The sequence below is a fragment of the Amycolatopsis sp. NPDC003865 genome, from assembly GCF_053605345.1.
This window is the reverse complement of the sequence record NZ_JBSGJA010000018.1, coordinates 99,037-114,313: the sequence shown is the minus strand read 5'-3', so window position 1 is coordinate 114,313 and position 15,277 is coordinate 99,037. Positions and strand designations below refer to the sequence as shown.

At 69.1% G+C, this 15,277-nt stretch carries 14 protein-coding genes and 1 pseudogene; 6 read left to right on the top strand and 9 right to left on the bottom strand.

The features are described 5' to 3' along the window. Nucleotides 1-41 precede the first annotated feature (41 nt). The 5 genes from ACWEVP_RS35125 to ACWEVP_RS35105 are packed head-to-tail and all read right to left on the bottom strand — an operon-like array spanning nucleotide 42 to nucleotide 4,948. Complete coding sequence (locus tag ACWEVP_RS35125) at nucleotides 42-1,433, bottom strand: phenylacetate--CoA ligase family protein (protein WP_452066880.1); 1,392 nt, start codon at nucleotides 1,431-1,433, stop codon at nucleotides 42-44. Beyond that, complete coding sequence (locus tag ACWEVP_RS35120) at nucleotides 1,433-2,050, bottom strand: cation transporter (protein WP_452066879.1); 618 nt, start codon at nucleotides 2,048-2,050, stop codon at nucleotides 1,433-1,435. The genes ACWEVP_RS35125 and ACWEVP_RS35120 overlap by 1 nt, the downstream gene beginning before the upstream one ends. Further along, nucleotides 2,047-2,562 carry a signal peptidase II gene (lspA, locus tag ACWEVP_RS35115; RefSeq protein ID WP_452066878.1) on the bottom strand — a complete coding sequence of 172 codons (516 nt, stop codon included), beginning with the start codon at nucleotides 2,560-2,562 and terminating at the stop codon, nucleotides 2,047-2,049. The genes ACWEVP_RS35120 and lspA overlap by 4 nt, the downstream gene beginning before the upstream one ends. Further along, a complete protein-coding gene (locus tag ACWEVP_RS35110) occupies nucleotides 2,559-4,535 on the bottom strand; it encodes a heavy metal translocating P-type ATPase (protein ID WP_452066877.1) in 1,977 nt (658 codons plus the stop codon). The genes lspA and ACWEVP_RS35110 overlap by 4 nt, the downstream gene beginning before the upstream one ends. Then, entirely contained in the window at nucleotides 4,532-4,948 is a 417-nt protein-coding gene (locus ACWEVP_RS35105; RefSeq protein ID WP_452066993.1) for an ArsR/SmtB family transcription factor, read from the bottom strand. The genes ACWEVP_RS35110 and ACWEVP_RS35105 overlap by 4 nt, the downstream gene beginning before the upstream one ends. A 211-nt stretch (nucleotides 4,949-5,159) precedes the next feature. On the opposite strand from ACWEVP_RS35105, the gene ACWEVP_RS35100 reads away from it, so the two are divergent. Together ACWEVP_RS35100 and ACWEVP_RS35095 are read left to right on the top strand one after the other, a co-directional pair. Beyond that, complete coding sequence (locus tag ACWEVP_RS35100; RefSeq protein ID WP_452066876.1) at nucleotides 5,160-6,449, top strand: sodium:proton exchanger; 1,290 nt, start codon at nucleotides 5,160-5,162, stop codon at nucleotides 6,447-6,449. 32 nt (nucleotides 6,450-6,481) lie between these two features. Next, nucleotides 6,482-7,300 (top strand): class I SAM-dependent methyltransferase, encoded by an 819-nt coding sequence (locus ACWEVP_RS35095; RefSeq protein WP_452066875.1) that lies wholly within the window; start codon nucleotides 6,482-6,484, stop codon nucleotides 7,298-7,300. Between the two features lie 170 nt (nucleotides 7,301-7,470). On the opposite strand, the gene ACWEVP_RS35090 is transcribed toward ACWEVP_RS35095, so the two are convergent. The 3 genes and pseudogenes from ACWEVP_RS35090 to ACWEVP_RS35080 form a co-directional block, all read right to left on the bottom strand. Beyond that, complete coding sequence (locus ACWEVP_RS35090; RefSeq protein ID WP_452066874.1) at nucleotides 7,471-8,952, bottom strand: hypothetical protein; 1,482 nt, start codon at nucleotides 8,950-8,952, stop codon at nucleotides 7,471-7,473. 144 nt (nucleotides 8,953-9,096) lie between these two features. Further along, on the bottom strand, nucleotides 9,097-9,414 hold the full coding sequence (locus ACWEVP_RS35085; RefSeq protein WP_452066873.1) for an alpha/beta fold hydrolase: 318 nt from the start codon (nucleotides 9,412-9,414) through the stop codon (nucleotides 9,097-9,099). A 444-nt stretch (nucleotides 9,415-9,858) separates the two neighbouring features. Beyond that, nucleotides 9,859-10,056 (bottom strand): annotated as a pseudogene (locus tag ACWEVP_RS35080) (ArsR/SmtB family transcription factor); the annotation flags it as partial. A gap of 50 nt (nucleotides 10,057-10,106) precedes the next feature. Between ACWEVP_RS35080 and ACWEVP_RS35075 the strand changes: the two are divergent. From ACWEVP_RS35075 to ACWEVP_RS35060, 4 genes are read left to right on the top strand one after another with little or no spacing between them, the layout of a single operon-like run. Further along, a complete protein-coding gene (locus ACWEVP_RS35075; RefSeq protein ID WP_452066872.1) occupies nucleotides 10,107-10,739 on the top strand; it encodes a class I SAM-dependent methyltransferase in 633 nt (210 codons plus the stop codon). Next, nucleotides 10,739-11,365, top strand: coding sequence for a methyltransferase family protein (locus tag ACWEVP_RS35070; protein ID WP_452066871.1), 627 nt, complete (start codon nucleotides 10,739-10,741; stop codon nucleotides 11,363-11,365). The genes ACWEVP_RS35075 and ACWEVP_RS35070 overlap by 1 nt, the downstream gene beginning before the upstream one ends. A gap of 2 nt (nucleotides 11,366-11,367) precedes the next feature. Next, nucleotides 11,368-12,138 carry a helix-turn-helix domain-containing protein gene (locus ACWEVP_RS35065; protein ID WP_452066870.1) on the top strand — a complete coding sequence of 257 codons (771 nt, stop codon included), beginning with the start codon at nucleotides 11,368-11,370 and terminating at the stop codon, nucleotides 12,136-12,138. A gap of 48 nt (nucleotides 12,139-12,186) precedes the next feature. Continuing rightward, the gene (locus ACWEVP_RS35060; RefSeq protein WP_110341228.1) at nucleotides 12,187-13,095 is read left to right on the top strand and encodes a sterol desaturase family protein; all 909 of its coding nucleotides are present in this window, start codon (nucleotides 12,187-12,189) and stop codon (nucleotides 13,093-13,095) included. Nucleotides 13,096-13,152: 57 nt separating this feature from the next. Here ACWEVP_RS35060 and ACWEVP_RS35055 read toward each other — a convergent pair whose 3' ends face one another. Next, a complete protein-coding gene (locus ACWEVP_RS35055; protein ID WP_452066869.1) occupies nucleotides 13,153-15,231 on the bottom strand; it encodes a hypothetical protein in 2,079 nt (692 codons plus the stop codon). Nucleotides 15,232-15,277: the final 46 nt, after the last annotated feature.

The window sequence follows — 15,277 nt, the reverse complement described above, 5'->3', positions numbered from 1 at the left end:
GACGGGCCACACACCGACGGGCGTGCAGAGCCAGTTGCCGGTCATGCTTTTGTCCCAATGTCGCCAGGCGACGTGGTGTGTGGGATGACCGGGCGGTACTTGCCGCCGGTGGTCTGCTGGGGTGGTTCGTCGGCGCGGGTGAGGGTGACGTGGGCGAGGTGGTGGTCGGTCAGCAGGCGGTCGATCTCGGTGCGGGCGGCCTGCCAGACCTGTTCAGGGTCGGCGTCGGCCTTGGCTCGCAGGCGGATCCGGAGTTCAGTGGGTGAGGCTTGCACGATCTGGGCCAAGTCGATGCCGGGGACGTGATCGAGCAGGGCGCTGAGGGTGAGAGGGGTGATGGTGACCTGCCCGCCGCCGTGGGTGGGGAAGGTGAGCAGGTCGGCCGTGCGGCCGTGGACGCGGATGGCGGGCAGCGGGTCGCCGCACGGGCAGGGGTCGGGCCGCAGGAGGACGGCGTCGCCGAGGTCGTAACGCAGGATGGGCTGGGCGTGGTTGGCGAGGTTGGTCAGCAGAGTGGTGTGGGACTGCTGGCCGGGCGGGACCGGTTGATGGTCGGCGTCGACGGGTTCGAGGATGGCCCAGTCGCTGTTGATGTGCAGCCAGTTCTCGCGGCAGCTGTAGGTCAGGAAGGGGCATTCGGTGGCGGCGTAGCCCTGCCGGACGCTGGCGCCGAACGCGGTGGCGATGCGGTCGTATTCGGTGGCGGGCAGGCCTTCGGCGGACAGAACGACCAGGACGGGGTCGATGTGCAGGCGTCCGGCCTGCTGTTCGTTCGCCAGCAGCGCGCCGGTGGTGGCGTAGGGGGCGAGGATGGCGGGCCGGAAGGTGTTGAGCCGGGCCACCAACTCCGGTAGCGGCAGCTGGACCGGGAACACGCCGATACGGCGGCGCCGCAACGGGTTGCGGCGCAGCCCGGCCGCCGCCACCGCGGAGGCGAAGTGCCCACCGGTGGCGTTGACCATGGCGATACGCCCACCACGGGCGGCGATCCGCGCCACGCCGGCGGGACGGAGCCAGGAGCCGAGCATCCGCGTGCTGAGCGCAGTGGTCACGGCCACCGAGCGGCGGTCGAGCAGGAACAGGCCGCGGGTACCGGTGGTGCCCGATGTCGTGAGCAGGGTGTAGCGGCCGAGGAACTTCTCGCCGATCCGGGAGGGGTCGTCGACGAACGTCTGAGCGTGCGTGAGCGTGACCGCCGGGTCGGTGACCCAGTCGTCGAACCGGGGCATCAACTGTTTCTTGCTGGCGACCGGCAGAAAGGTTGGATCGGTGACCCGCTCGGGCAGCCCCTGGTAGAGCTCACGGTAATAGGCCGACCGGCTGCGCGCGTGGGTCACGATCTCGGCGAGGCGATCGCGTTGCCGGCGAAGCAGAGCATCTGGGCCGTGCTTGTGTGCGCGGCGCGCGTCGAGCAAGAGGCGCAAGGTGTGCATCACGACTCCGTGGAGTGTTGTTGCGGTTCCCCGGCTTCTTCCCAGGCCTCGTAGCCGGACCAGGCGGCGAGCGCGGCGACCACGAGCGCGGCGACCGGGTCGGCCCACCACCAGCCGAGGGCGGCGTTGAGTCCGAGACCGGCGAGCACCGAGATCGACAGTGCATTGGACATCCAGGTTTCGGTCGATTGCGCCACCAGGACGGGGTTGCGCAGTGCCCGTCCGGTGCGGCGCTGGGCGAGCCCGACCGGGATCATCACGATCAGCGCGACCACGTTGAGCACGATGCCGACCAGCGACTCGCCTGCCTTGTCCTGGGTGATCAGGTCGCGCACTGCCTCGAAGGCGACGTAGGCGGCGAGCGCGTAGAAGGTGATCGCGATCATGCGCAGCGCGGGTCGCTGCCGGGCGTGGGCGCCGCCGCGCAGTTGCCAGATCACCACCGAGGCGGCGAAGACCTCGATCGCTGAGTCGATCCCGAACCCGACTAGGGCGATGGAGTCGGCCACCAGCCCGGCGGTGACGGCGACGACGCCTTCGATGAGATCCCAGACGACGATGAACCAGGCCAGCGCCAGCCCACGCCGGACGAGCCGGTCCTCACCCTGCGCTGTCACGAGCCGCCCGCCTCGGCGCGGTCCTTGGCGCGGCGTTCGGCGTGCAGGGTGGCCAGGATCAGGGCGGCGGCGCCGAGGGTGATCAACACGTCGGCACCGTTGAAAGTGGGAAACCAGCCGGTGTGCAGGTAGTCGGTGACGACCCCGTCGGTGGCGCGGTCGACGAAGTTGGCGACCGCGCCGGCCAGTATCACGGCCAGCGCCAGCCGCATGGGCAGTGTGCCGGTGCGGGCGGAGCGCCAGGTGTAGATGGCTAGTCCGGTGATGATCAGGCCGGTGATGGTGAGCAGGAGCCAGGCGGGCAGGGTGTCGCCGAGGCTGAACGCCACGCCGGGGTTGAACGCCAGCCGCAGCTGGATCACGCCGAGGTCGACGTACCGGCCGTCGGTGAGGCCGCGCTCGGCCCAGGCCTTCAGGCCCAGGTCGAGCGCGGCCAGCCCCACCGCGACGGCCACCAGAACCAGCCGTGACCGCGTCACCTTCGCAGCGCGGGTGGTGTGGTCGGTGGTCACGAAGGTGCCCCCACCGTCGCCGCGGTCTGCGCCCGTGGTGCCGGGCGGTCGCCCGTGGTGATCGCGAGTGGCTTGGTGCGGCCGGCGCGGACGCCGTTGGCGATGACGACGACCTCGGCTAGCTCGTGCACCAGCACCACGGCGGCCAGGCCGAGCACCCCGAACAGCGCCAGCGGCATCAACCCGACCACGATGGCCAGCGAGAGGCCGACGTTCTGCAGCATGATCGACCGGGCACGGCGGGCGTGGGTGAACGCCTGCGGCAGGTGGCGCAGGTCCTCGCCCATGAGTGCGACGTCGGCGGTTTCGATGGCCACGTCGGTGCCCATCGCACCCATCGCGATCCCGAGATCGGCGGTGGCCAGGGCGGGGGCGTCGTTGACGCCGTCGCCAACCATCGCGGTGGACCGCTGGCCGCTCAGTTGCTTGATGAGGGCGGCCTTGTCCTCGGGGCGTAGTTCGGCGTGCACGTCGTCGATGCCCACGTCCTTGGCGAGGGCGGTGGCGGTGGCGTGGTTGTCGCCGGTGAGCATCGCGACGTGGTAGCCGTCGCGGCGCAGCTGGGCGACGACCTCGGCGGCTTCGGGGCGCAGTTCGTCGCGCACCGCGATCGCCCCGATCACCTGTCCGTCCTGCTCGACCAGTACGGCGGTCGCGCCGGCGGCCTGCATCCGCTGCACGTCGCTGGCCAGTGGCCCGGCTTCGAGCCAGCCGGGCCGGCCGAGCCGCGCCGTGCGTCCGTCGTAGCGTCCGGTGAGCCCGGCGCCGGTCACCGCCTCGACCTCCGAGGCGGGCCGGACTTCGTCGACCGCGGCGAGGATCGCCTTCGCGAGGGGGTGTTCGCTGCGGGCCTCCAGCGCGGCGGCCACGTCCAGCACCTGTTCCCGGCTGGCGCCGCCGGTGGTGGCGACGTCGATCACGGCGGGCCGGTTCGCGGTGAGTGTGCCGGTCTTGTCCAGGGCGACCCCGCGGATGCGGCCCAGGGCTTCCAGCGCGGCACCACCCTTGACCAGCACGCCCAGCTTCGAGGCGGCGCCGATCGCAGCGACCACCGTCACGGGCACGGAGATGGCCAGCGCGCACGGCGAGGCGGCCACGAGCACGACCAGGGCACGCTCGATCCACACCAGCGGGTCGCCGAGCAGGCTGCCGATTCCGGCGATCAGCGCGGCGGCGATCATCACGCCGGGCACCAACGGCTTGGCGATCCGGTCGGCGAGCCGCTGGGCGGCGCCCTTGCGGGACTGCTCGGCCTCGACGATGCGCACGATCCGGGCCAGCGAGTTGTCCTCGGCGGTGGTGGTCACCTCGACGGTCAGCACGCCGGTGCCGTTGATCGACCCGGCGAACACCTCGCTGCCGGGTCCGGCCTCGACCGGCACGGACTCGCCGGTGATCGCCGAGACGTCCAGCGCGGTGCGCCCCTCCCGGATGATCCCGTCGGTGGCGACCCGCTCACCGGGCTTGACCACCATCACGTCCCCGACCCGCAACTCCGCCGGAGCGACCACGGTCTCTACCCCGTCGCGCAGCACGGTCGCCTCGTCCGGAACGAGGGACAGCAGCGCGCGCAGGCCGCGGCGGGTCCGGGCGAGCGAGTACTCCTCCAGGCCCTCGCTGATGGAGAACAGGAAGGCCAGCATCGCCGCCTCGCCGACCTCGCCGAGCAGCACCGCACCGACCGCGGCGATGGTCATCAGGGTGCCGACCCCGATCTTGCCCTTGACCAGCCGCCGTAACGTGGACGGGACGAAGGTGTAGGCACCGGCCAGCAGGGCCAGCCACTCCAGCACCGTCACGGCCGTCGCTGGACCGCCCGCCAGGCTGGTGATCCACGCCGCGAGCAGCAACACGCCGGAGACCGCGGCGAACTGCAACTCCTTCACTTCCCACAGCCGTTCCGGCTCGTGCTCCTCGGCCTCCTCGCCGGTGGCGCGGGGCTCGTCGTCGCCACACCCGCACGCGTCGCTCATGCCAGCGTCTCCTTCGTCTCGTCCATCAGGTCGGCTTCGGCCGTGATATTGGTGTCGGTGCCGTAGTTCGGGCACAGCGCCACCGCGTTGCCGGTCGCCGCCAGCAGTGTCTCCGCGCTGGCCAGCAGGTCCATCAGCTCCGGTCGGGTCAGGCTGTAGAACACCTGACGCCCCTGCGGCCGGCCGACCACCAGGCCGCAGTCACGCAGGCAGGCCACATGCGCCGACACCGTCGACTGCGCCAACCCCAACTGCTCCACCAGGTCCACCACCCGCGCCTCGCCGCGAGCCAGCCGCTGCACGATCGTCAACCGGGTCTCGTCGGACAGGCTGTGGAACAACGCCACCGCCGCGTCCAACCCGGCCGCCTCGGCTTCCGCGACCGGGCATGCCTCCACTCTATTAATCGCCATGAAGCGATGATAGCGCTTCCGCATGGTGAATTTCGGTGACCTGTGTGAGTCGTCACTGGATCGGGGATCCCGGATGGACAGCCGTCGCACCGGATGGTATTCATCGTCATGCGGCGATGTAAACGTCAAATTGCGATACTTCTGGAGGGGTAATGGACGGCAGGCAGAGCCTCGGGGCCGACTCGGGGATGCGCAAGTCGGAGGGGCGGCCGTGACCGCAGTCGGGGCGGTGCGCCGGAACTGGCCGCTGGCCCTGCCGGTAGTGGCCGCGATCCCCGGAGTGGTGCTGCGGTTCAGCGGGGCGCCGATGCCCGCGGTGCTCGCAGTCCTGCTGTTGGGTACGGCCGTGGTGGGGGCGGCGTTCTTCCTCAGCTGGGGCACCGAACTGGCCGAACGCGACATCGGACAAGGGCTTGCGCTGGCCCTGTTGGCGCTGATCGCGGTGCTGCCCGAATACGCCGTCGACGTGGTGTTCGCCTGGAAGGCCGGCCAAGATCCGGAGACCTACGCCCCGCTGGCGCTGGCCAACATGACCGGCGCGAACCGGTTGCTGATCGGCGTGGGCTGGTCGCTGGTCGTGCTGGCGGCGCTGGCCGCGCGGCGCCGCCGCGCCCCCGACACCCGCCCGGAGGACCGCTCCGCCGTACGGCTGGAACCGGTGCAGACCGTGGAGATCGCCTACCTGGCGGTGGCCAGCCTCTACGCGCTGACCTTCGCGCTGCGCGACAGCCTCACCCTGCTCGACGCGGTCGTCCTGTTCGGGATCTTCGCGCTGTACCTGGTACGGGTCAGCCGGGTCGACCAGGACGACGACGAGGACGAGGAGAGCGGTGAGCTGATCGGCCCGGCCGCGCGGATCGCGACCGGCCCGGCCCGCATCCGCCGCTGGTCGGCGGTCGGCATGCTGGTCTTCGCCGCCGCGGTGATCCTGGCCGTGGCCGAGCCGTTCGCCGAGAGCCTGGTGGAGACCGGCACCGAGCTCGGGGTCAGCCAGTTCCTGCTGGTCCAGTGGGTGGCGCCACTGGCCTCGGAGACCCCGGAATTCATCGCCGTGCTGCTGCTGGCGTGGAAGCTGCGCGGCGCCGCCGCGCTCGGCGCGCTGATCTCCTCGAAGATCAACCAGTGGACGCTGCTGGTCGGGATCCTGCCGCTGGTGTTCGCGATCTCGGCCGGGTCGCTGACCGGGCTGCCGATCGATCCGCTGCAGCGCGAGGAGTTGTTCCTCACCGCCGCCCAGTCGATGTTCGCCGTCGCCCTGGTCGCCGCCGGAGCGCTGTCCCGGCGCGGCGCGTGGACTCTGCTCGGACTGTTCCTGGCCCAGTTCGCGCTGGCCTGGACACTCCCGCCGGACCTGGCCGCGATCGAACGCATCGGCCTGGGCGCGCTCTACCTGCTGCTCGCCGTGATCCTGCTCATCCGCAACCGCAAGGCGATGTGGGCAACCCTGCGCGACGGGCTCACCGGCCGCGCCCTGCAAGCCGAGCGCTCGCAGACAACCTGATTCCGCCGCGCCCGATCGAGACAGGAACAGTCATGCCCCAGGAGAAGGTAAACCTGCGTGGCGCGCGAGAAACACTCCTCGCGACGCTGTACGCCCGAGCCCTGGACGCCAGGGCGCCTGATCCCATCCTCGGTGACCGAGTGGCCGCCGAGGTCGTCGATCGCATCGACTACGACTGGGCGCGGACCGGGGTCAAAGCCACCAGCGCGGCCGGGGTCGGGGTGCGGGCCACGTTCCTGGACGGCTGGACCGCCGAGTTCCTCGCCGCCCACCCCGACGCCACGGTGCTGCACCTAGGCTGCGGACTGGACACCCGAGTGCACCGGCTCGCACCGCCGCCCTCGGTGCGGTGGTGCGACATCGACTACGCCGACGTGATTGAACTGCGTGCGCGTCTGCTACCCCAGCCCGCGGCCGACTACCACATGATCGGCTCGTCGGTGACCGACGAAGGCTGGCTATCCCGGGTGCCAGCCGACCGCCCTACCGTCGCCGTGTTCGAAGGCCTGACCATGTATCTGCACAAGAAGGACGGCAAACAGCTCATCCAGCGGATCGTCGAGCACTTCCCCAGCGGACAGCTGCTGTTCGACAGCTGGGGCACACTCGCCATCCGCGTGCAGAAACTGGTGCCCGCGATCCGCACCACCGGCGCACACCTTCACTGGGGCATCGACGACCCCGCCGAGATCGAAGGCTGGCACGACCGGCTGGAGTGCCTCGACGCCTTACGGGTCCCGCAACTGATGGGCATCAACCGGCTCCCGACGTCCGCACGAATCGGCATGCGGGTCATGGCGCACCTACCGGGATTGCGGGACTTCGCGCGGATGCTGCGCTACCGGTTCTAGATGTCGATGATCGTGGTGGGAGAACACCACGGCCCACGTCCAGACGGGCCGATTCACCATGCGACGTGTCCGGTAAGCCGGCGAACAACGTTGCTGTGGCTCGTGGATCCCCTCACCTCACCTGGCAACGCAGCGATGGCGGGATCCACGAGCGACAACGGGCCGGCTGCTCAGCCGAGGCGGACGAACACAGGGTTGGAGTAGAACCACAGGTCGGTCCACGGGTTCTCTGTGCCGTCGGGAAGCGGCTCGGCTTCATCGGTGTTCGTGCCGCGGACCCGGGCGTAGAGGTCGGTGTCGACGTTGCGCAGCGTGTGCCGGATGACGTACTCGGATCCCTGCCGGTGCCAGTCGCTCGGGCCGAACCGGGCGACGACCTTGGTGGTCGGGTTGGTGTCAGCGTCGAGGTTTGAGCTGAGGCCGGTCACGTGGCCGACGATCAGGTCGACCCGCCGGACCTGCGGGCGGTCGCCGTTGGCGTTCTTGCCTTGCAGCGGCCGAAACCTGATCTCGATCTCCACGTCGTTGCGGTCGCGACGACGCAGCACGAGGGTCTCGCCGACCGCGGCCGACCGGTCCCGGCTCTTCGCGGTCAGGTCGAGGGTGGTGATCAGGTCACCGGTCGTGACGAAGATCCTGCCGGTGCGCAGGGCGTCCATGATGTCGCCGTAGTCCTGGCGCGCGTGCACATAGGTCTTGCTGTACTCGCCGGGCCAGAAGTCCGCGCCGCCGCGCGTCCAGTGCACGTGCGAGTCGGACGTCGCGGTGATCCACCATTTCCTGCCCTCGCCGAGCAGCGAGTCCCACAGCCCGCCGACCCGCGCGGTCATCTGGTCGAAGCCACCGTGGGTCGGGTAGTTGCCGTAGGAACCGCGTGCGCCACCGACCAGCGGCCCCGCTTGGTGGCCGGGCGCGCCTTCGAAACCGACGTAGACGTCCGGCGCGGTGTTGTTGCCGTTGCGGAACTCCCGGGGCGTGTCCTGCCCGTACACGCCGAGACCGCGCGCGGACCGTGAGGCGTGGTGGGCGATCACCAGCGGCTTGTGCCGCATGTCCTTGGCGACCTTGAGGAACTCGATCATCTTGGCTTCGGTGTCCCGGCCCGGGTCGGCCGGGAAGGCGTCGTGCTTGGCGAACCGGCTCTCCAGCTCGAACAGTTGCTGCGCCTCGCCGTCGTGGCGCGGGATCATCAGCGTGTGGTGATCCTGGGCTGGGGTGTCGAGTTCCATGCCCCAGAACTGCAGCACGTCGGGCACGAGCTGCCGGGAGCGCAGCAGATCGGGGTAGGCCAGTTCCAGGTTGACCTTCGAGTGTGTCGGGCCACCGTGGTCGGTGCACATCGCCCAGGTCAAGCCGAAGAACTTGGCCATGATCGCGTTCGTGACGATCGGGTACACCGCGTCGGCGCCCTTGGTGAACCTCGGCGGGGTGACCGATGTGTCGAACTCTCCGCTGTACTCGGAGTGCACGTGGTGGTCGCCGGCCCGCCACGACCGGTGCCGGCCGTCGCCGCGCCCTTGCGTCTCCGGGGCATCCTGCGCCCATGCGCTGCCACCTGCCGCCAGTGGACCGGCGGCGACGAATGTCGCTCCGACACCGGCGTATTTGACCAGCTGACGTCGTGAGACCTGCGGACGTTCGGGATCATTCATGGCGGAACCCTCTCGCTGCTGACTGCGGACGAGCGAGTATCAGCGCCGGTCGTGAACTCGGGATGAACTACGTACCGGCCGACCGGGAAACGACGAACTCTGGGTAGGGCGAAGCCCTGCTCGGCACGGTGATTCTCGGGTGGGTCAACGGGCTCGGTCTGCGGTGGTGTCGAGGAACTCCTCGATGAGGGCGACCACCTGACGTGGCTGGTCCTCGGTGACGAAGGGACCGGAGTCTTCGATGATCCGCAGCCGGGCATCGGGCAGGCGGCCGGCGAACCGTTCCGCGTGGGCGAGGGGGAAGAAGTTCTGTCGGGCCCAGGCCAGCAGTACCGGACGCGGGAACCGGGACAGAGCCTCGGCCGCCTCCACGGTGTAGCTGGTGGAGATCGCGCGCACGAGCTGGGCGAAGTTTCGGCGCACGTCGGCGTGGTCGCGCAGCGGAGCGGTGTAGCTGTGCATGATGTCGGCCGGGATGGGGCCGTCGGGTCAGCAATCCGAACGCGATCGGCAGGCTCTGCACCGGCCGGTACCGCAGTGATTCGGCGAGGACCTTGAGCCTCGGGGCGGTGCATCCGAACAGTTGGAGGTGCTTGATCGGCGGCGGCAGGAAGTTGCCGAACGCGTCGCACGGTGTGAGCTCCAGGCGCGACAGCCTGTCCGGGTGGACGGCCTGGCAGATGGCGCCGCCGGTGTCGTTGCCGATCAACGTCACCTCGTCCAGGCTGAGGGCGGCGAGGGTGCGGTCGACCAGGTCGGCGAGACCGTACAGGGGGAGTCGGTGCCCAGTGAAGCAACGCTTTTTACTCCACGGTTACAGTTCGAGGCTTTCCAGCCACGTTTGGTAACTAGTCGCGATTTTGGGGCCGAAATCCGGAGTTCAGGGGTGCCAGCACCTGCAGGTCCACGCAGACAGGCCACGTGCGCCGACACCGTGGACTGCGCCATCCCCAACTCGGCCACCAGGTCCGCGACCCGCGCCTCGCCGCGGGCCAGGCGCTGCACGATCGCCAGCCGGGTGGCGTCGGAGAGGTTGTGGAACAGCGCCACGGCCGGGGCCAACCCTGCCGCGCTCGACGCGAGGCATCCATCCGTGCTATTCATCGTCACAAGGCGATGATAGCAGTGAGATGAGATGGAATCGAGGTTGGACCATGTTGATGAATAAGGCCGAGACAGCGCTGGTGAATTCCCCGCCCCGGCGCTGGCTGCAGCGCTTCTACGAGGCTCAGGTGCTGTTGCGGTTCGGCGGGCGGCTGATCCCTGGGGCGCGGGCGCTGGAGATCGGTTGTGGGTCCGGGTACGGGACGCGGCTGGTGCTGGAGCGGTTTGGCGCCGGCAGTGTGGACGCTGTGGACCTGGACCCGGCGATGATCGAGCGCGCTGGCCGGCGCCTCGCTCGCTACGGAGACCGGGTTCGGCTCGTGCAGGGCAGCGCGACCGACCTGCGCGCCGCGCTGGATGCCGAGGACGGCGGCTATGACGCGGTGTTCGACTTCGGGATCGTCCACCACATCCCGGACTGGCGCGCGGCCATCGCGGAGGTCGCCAGGGTGCTCACGCCGGGCGGGCGGTTCTACTTCGAGGAGGTCACCGCCCACGCCCTGGCCCGCCCCATCTACCAGCGACTGTTCGACCACCCCACCGAGGACCGGTTCACCGCCGACCAGTTCCTCGACCAACTGGCCCACCACGGCCTCGCGGTGCTCGGCTCGGTCACCCGGATCAGCGGTGACTACCTGCTCGGCGTGGCCGCGAAGCCGGTGCTGACAGGGAGTGACGGGTGATGGCCGTCGCAGCCCTGGCCCTGTTCGTCGTCTTCATGGCCCTCGCTGGCGGAGTGCGCACGCTGATCCAGCGCCGCCGCACCGGCGACACCGGCAACCGGCGCACCTGGGCGGCACGCGGCTCGCTGGAATGGTGGGGGCTCGCCGTAGCTGACCTCGGCTACCTGCTGGTGGGGCTCGGCGCGCCGGTCGCCGCGCTGGCCGGCGTGCCGCCGCTGGCCGTCGTCGACTACCCGGTTGTGCGCGGTCTGGGCGTCGTGCTCGTGATATTCGGCATCCTCGCGACCTTCGGTTCCCAGCTGGCGCTGGGCGCCTCCTGGCGGATCGGGGTCGACCAGAGCGAACACACCACGCTGGTGACCACCGGTCCGTTCCGGCTGGTGCGCAACCCTGTCTTCACCGCCGCAGCCAGTGTGTTCCTAGGCTTGGCGTTGATGGTGCCCAACCTCGTGGCGATCGCCGGCCTGGCGGTCACACTCATCGGAATCGAGATCCAGGTGCGCCTGGTCGAAGAGCCCTACCTCCGCGGTGTCCACGGCGCGCCATACACCGACTATGCCTCTCGTGTCGGCCGCTTCCTGCCCGGTATCGGTCGCCTGCGGGCCAGCCGCCCTCACGGGAGTTGACGATGTGGCAGGGAACGGTGGCTCTCCGGCCCGGCCGGTTGATCTACACCGGCCAGGTCGGCGTCGCCCATCGGCACCGACACGCCGCGGTGCAACTCGTGCTCGCCACCGACGAGCCGGTGCGGCTGCGCGACGAGGCCGGCACCGGCCGGCAGGCCCGCGCGGCGGTGATTCCGTCCGGCGCGGAACACGAGATGGTCGGCGGCTCGGCGGGACTGCTGGCATGGATCGACGCCGACGGCCTGCTCGGCCAGACACTGACCGCACGGGTGCGGCGCACCGGACTGCCCGTCGACTCCGTCGCCGCCTGGGCTGCGGCGGCGCAACCACTGCTCGACAACGGCCTCCCGGTCGACGGCACCCCGATCGGGCTGCTTGACCAGATCCTGTCCGAGCTCGCCGATGCGGACACACCTGACCAGGTGCCGTTGCACCCAGCGCTACGGCACGCGGTAGCTGCGCTGCCGACCATGCTTGACCACACTGTCCACCTGGGACAGCTCGCCGCGGCGGTCGGTATCTCGGCCAGTCGGCTCGGTCACCTGTTCAGCGACGAACTCGGCCTCCCGTTCCGTGCCTACGTCCGCTGGGCACGCCTGCAGCGGGCGATCGACCACGCTCGGCAGGGTTCAACACTTACCGACGCAGCGCACGCCGCCGGATTCGCCGACAGCGCCCACCTCACCCGCGTCTGCCACGAGATGTTCGGCCTCGCCCCCTCACTCCTGGCTCGCGCCGTGCACTGGCACGAACCAGTGCCGGAGATGGGTTAGCGAGTCTGTTCAAGGTGGAACGGGTGATCTGCCCGCAGGCTCAACAGCATGAAAACGCTCGTCCGGTACGGCTACGTGCCGTTCATGCTCCTGGCCATCAATGGCGCCGGCATTGCCATCGCCGCCTCCGGCGGCTCTAAACTCTGGCTGCTCGCCCTGCTGCTGCTCGCCATCGCCGCATCGTTCACCGCCGAACGCGTCCTGCCCTACCGCGAGGACTGGAACACTCCGCACGACGACGACCGGCGCGACGCCGTCCACGCCGCGGTGAACGAAACCCTCACCCTCGGCAGCGTCGCCGCCCTGCCTGTGCTCACTGCAGTGGCCTCGATCGACGGCGTCTGGCCCCACGACTGGCCGTTCATCCTGCAGGTGCTCGTCGCCGTTCTCGTGGCTGATCTCGGCATCACGCTGGTCCACCTGGCCAGCCACAAAGTCCCGGCGCTGTGGCGGCTGCACGCGGTGCACCACAGCGTCAAACGCGCTTACGGTTTCAACGGTCTAATGAAACACCCGCTGCATCAGACCCTGGAAACCGCCGCTGGAGTAGCGCCCCTGGTCCTACTTGGCCTACCGACCAGTGTCGCCTACGCGCTCGCGCTGTGCGTCGCCGTCCAACTCCTCCTCCAGCACTCCAATGTGGACTACCGTGTCGGTCGTCTGCGCGTCGTGCTCGCGCTCAACCAGGCGCACCGGTTCCACCACCTGAAATGGGCCGGCATCGGCGACGTCAACTTCGGACTGTTCACCCTGATCTGGGACCACCTGCTCCGCACCTACTCCTACGACCCCGAGCGCCGGTTCAGCAGCGACGACCTTGGCATGGCGGCGAAACCGCACTACCCCAACGGCTATCTCGCCCAGCTCGCCGAACCTTTCCGTCCCAGCGGTGCGTGCGCAGCCGACGAACCGCAACCGGAAACAATGAGCGAACAGGCTCATCCGGCGTCGCGCTGACCCGCTTTCGGTCGAAAGGCGGCTGCTGCGGCAAGGACGGCGCGCCGCTTTGGCGGGCTACGTAGACAGATCGTGAGGTGTCGGGCGGTTTCCAGCCACGACCCCAACGATCACAGTGCGGTCCGTTGTAGCACCGGGTGGACGATGGCGGGCGGCCCAGACCGATTCGTCGACTCGTGGCGCGCCGTCGGGATGTGGTGTGAGGTCGAGTACAAGAAGTTGGCCGAACGGCACGTTGGTGTTGCCGTATTCCGCAGCCTGACGAACGTACTTGCCCTCAAGATTGGTGGGAGCGGAGTTGGCGAGTTCGCGCTTGATCTCAGTGAGGTACCGAAGGGTTCCGAACGTCACGATGACGTCGGCACGCCCCGTCGCGATGTCGGAAGCTTCGACCGAGACCAAACCGCCGAGCTGTCCGGTTGCGAGCCACTGATGGTAGTCCTGTTGCAGGTCCGCCTCGACAGGCCGACGTTCGCCCTTCTTGAGCTGGCGGCGGTAGTCCTTGTCCTTCTCCTTGTGCAGCCCCCACGTCTTGGTCGTGAGGTCGGCGCGGCTGTGCAGGAACCGCAAGGTCTGTTCGAGCAGCAGCCCGAAGGTGTCTCGCACTTCGCCGACAAAGTGCGGTGACTCGGCGAGTTGTCGGAGGAGATCCTCAAGGAGGCGATCGAGTACCGGGTGCGCAGTCCGCGACCGTGCAAGCTCGCTGCTGTGCACGACCCCTTCGAGAACCTGGAGATTGTCGTCGCTGATGTCGGCAGCGAGATCAGCGGCCTGCTGCTCGCCAAGAGCATGGACTAGTGCGGGTGCCAGACGGTGCAACCGAGCGGTATCGGCCGCGTGAGGCTCCTCGTCGTCGTCCCCATCGGTTGCGGAGCGCGACGAATGACTGTGGTCCTCACGTTGTCGTGCAGCGACTGCCTCAATACGGGCAAGGAGCAGCTCTCCTGTGTAGACGTCGAGCGGAGGAGCATCCAACTTGGACACTTCGGTGACCGAGCGGCGAAGCGCCGCAAGCAGACTCTGCTGACGCATGATCGCGTTCTCGATAGCAGGCTCGACAACAGCAGCCAGTCCTGGCGTCGCTTCCACGCCGGGCAGCGGTCGCACAGTGCGGGCCTGGGCGTACGCGTCGAGGACCGTTGCGAGCGCCTCCCACACGTCCATCCAGACCGTTTCGGACAACCGCTCTGCTGCTGCATTGAGCAGGAGCACGAGTCGCTGCCACGCGAGTTCTGCGGCACGTCGAGGCCGAAGCCACGACGGCGCGTGCATCCCACTCAACCATGCCTCGCGCTGGTCCAGCGCCGCGGTGAGCCGATCGACGGCGTCGGTCAACCGGTTCTGGTCGTGGGCGGCGAACGCGAGGATCGCATCACAGGCAGCCGCGTATGCCCTGGCATCGTGACGCGCCTCCTCGGCGGCGTCGACGGTGGCGAAACCTGACCGGGCGGTGGTGAGCGCCTCCATTGCCGCCGGGAGAGTCTCGGCGGCAAGGGCGGATCTCAACTCGTAACAGGCCAGCTCAAAAGCCGCGTCCACCGCTGCCGCTTCGTCGTGGCGCAGTTGATCCAGCGCGCTGCGCAGTGAAGTGGCGATGGTGGCCTCGTTCGCCCAGCGATCCATAGCCGCGCCCAGCAGGCGGGGAAGGCGTTCGGTGAACTCCTCGGGAGCGTCGGACGGCGGTGCGGTGAGGTGGCCGAGAATGCCGAACGGCGTGACGGCACCGGCCACCGCCAGACGCACGGCGCCTTCGAGACGTCCAGCTGCCAGCAACGGATTGGAGTGGATCAGCGGCGCGAGGTCGCGCAGCAACACGTTGTGCAGCTGCACTCCTTGAGTGTCCACTGTGGACGGACTAGCAAGAAGCTCGTCCAGGCTGCCCGCCAGCGCCAGCAGGCTCTGCTGGCCGGTCAGGCCATCGATGAAGCTAGCAGTGGCGGTCTCCCAGCCAGCTGTCTCGGCGCCGACAACTTGGGCTAGCGCGTGCGCCAGCACCGGAGCCAGTGGGCCGGCGGCGATGTCGGCTGCCTCCTCGGCTACCGCCTCCACTCCGAGTTGGGCGAGCGTGGCAGTAGTCCGTGCGGTCGCCGTGTCGGCGAGGTGTTCGGCGAGCCGGGTCATGTCCACAACCGCCATGGTGAGCGATTTTTCCGACCGGTCACGTCGAACGCCGCAGAGCATG

Bases quoted from the DNA above. Each gene is read 5' to 3' on its own strand.
- ACWEVP_RS35125 (WP_452066880.1), bottom strand. From the start codon at position 1,433: ATGCACACCTTGCGCCTCTTGCTCGACGCGCGCCGCGCACACAAGCAC.
- ACWEVP_RS35110 (WP_452066877.1), bottom strand. From the start codon at position 4,535: ATGAGCGACGCGTGCGGGTGTGGCGACGACGAGCCCCGCGCCACCGGC.
- ACWEVP_RS35105 (WP_452066993.1), bottom strand. From the start codon at position 4,948: ATGGCGATTAATAGAGTGGAGGCATGCCCGGTCGCGGAAGCCGAGGCG.
- ACWEVP_RS35095 (WP_452066875.1), top strand. From the start codon at position 6,482: ATGCCCCAGGAGAAGGTAAACCTGCGTGGCGCGCGAGAAACACTCCTC.
- ACWEVP_RS35090 (WP_452066874.1), bottom strand. From the start codon at position 8,952: ATGAATGATCCCGAACGTCCGCAGGTCTCACGACGTCAGCTGGTCAAA.
- ACWEVP_RS35085 (WP_452066873.1), bottom strand. From the start codon at position 9,414: ATGCACAGCTACACCGCTCCGCTGCGCGACCACGCCGACGTGCGCCGA.
- ACWEVP_RS35075 (WP_452066872.1), top strand. From the start codon at position 10,107: ATGTTGATGAATAAGGCCGAGACAGCGCTGGTGAATTCCCCGCCCCGG.
- ACWEVP_RS35070 (WP_452066871.1), top strand. From the start codon at position 10,739: ATGGCCGTCGCAGCCCTGGCCCTGTTCGTCGTCTTCATGGCCCTCGCT.
- ACWEVP_RS35065 (WP_452066870.1), top strand. From the start codon at position 11,368: ATGTGGCAGGGAACGGTGGCTCTCCGGCCCGGCCGGTTGATCTACACC.
- ACWEVP_RS35060 (WP_110341228.1), top strand. From the start codon at position 12,187: ATGAAAACGCTCGTCCGGTACGGCTACGTGCCGTTCATGCTCCTGGCC.
- ACWEVP_RS35055 (WP_452066869.1), bottom strand. From the start codon at position 15,231: ATGGCGGTTGTGGACATGACCCGGCTCGCCGAACACCTCGCCGACACG.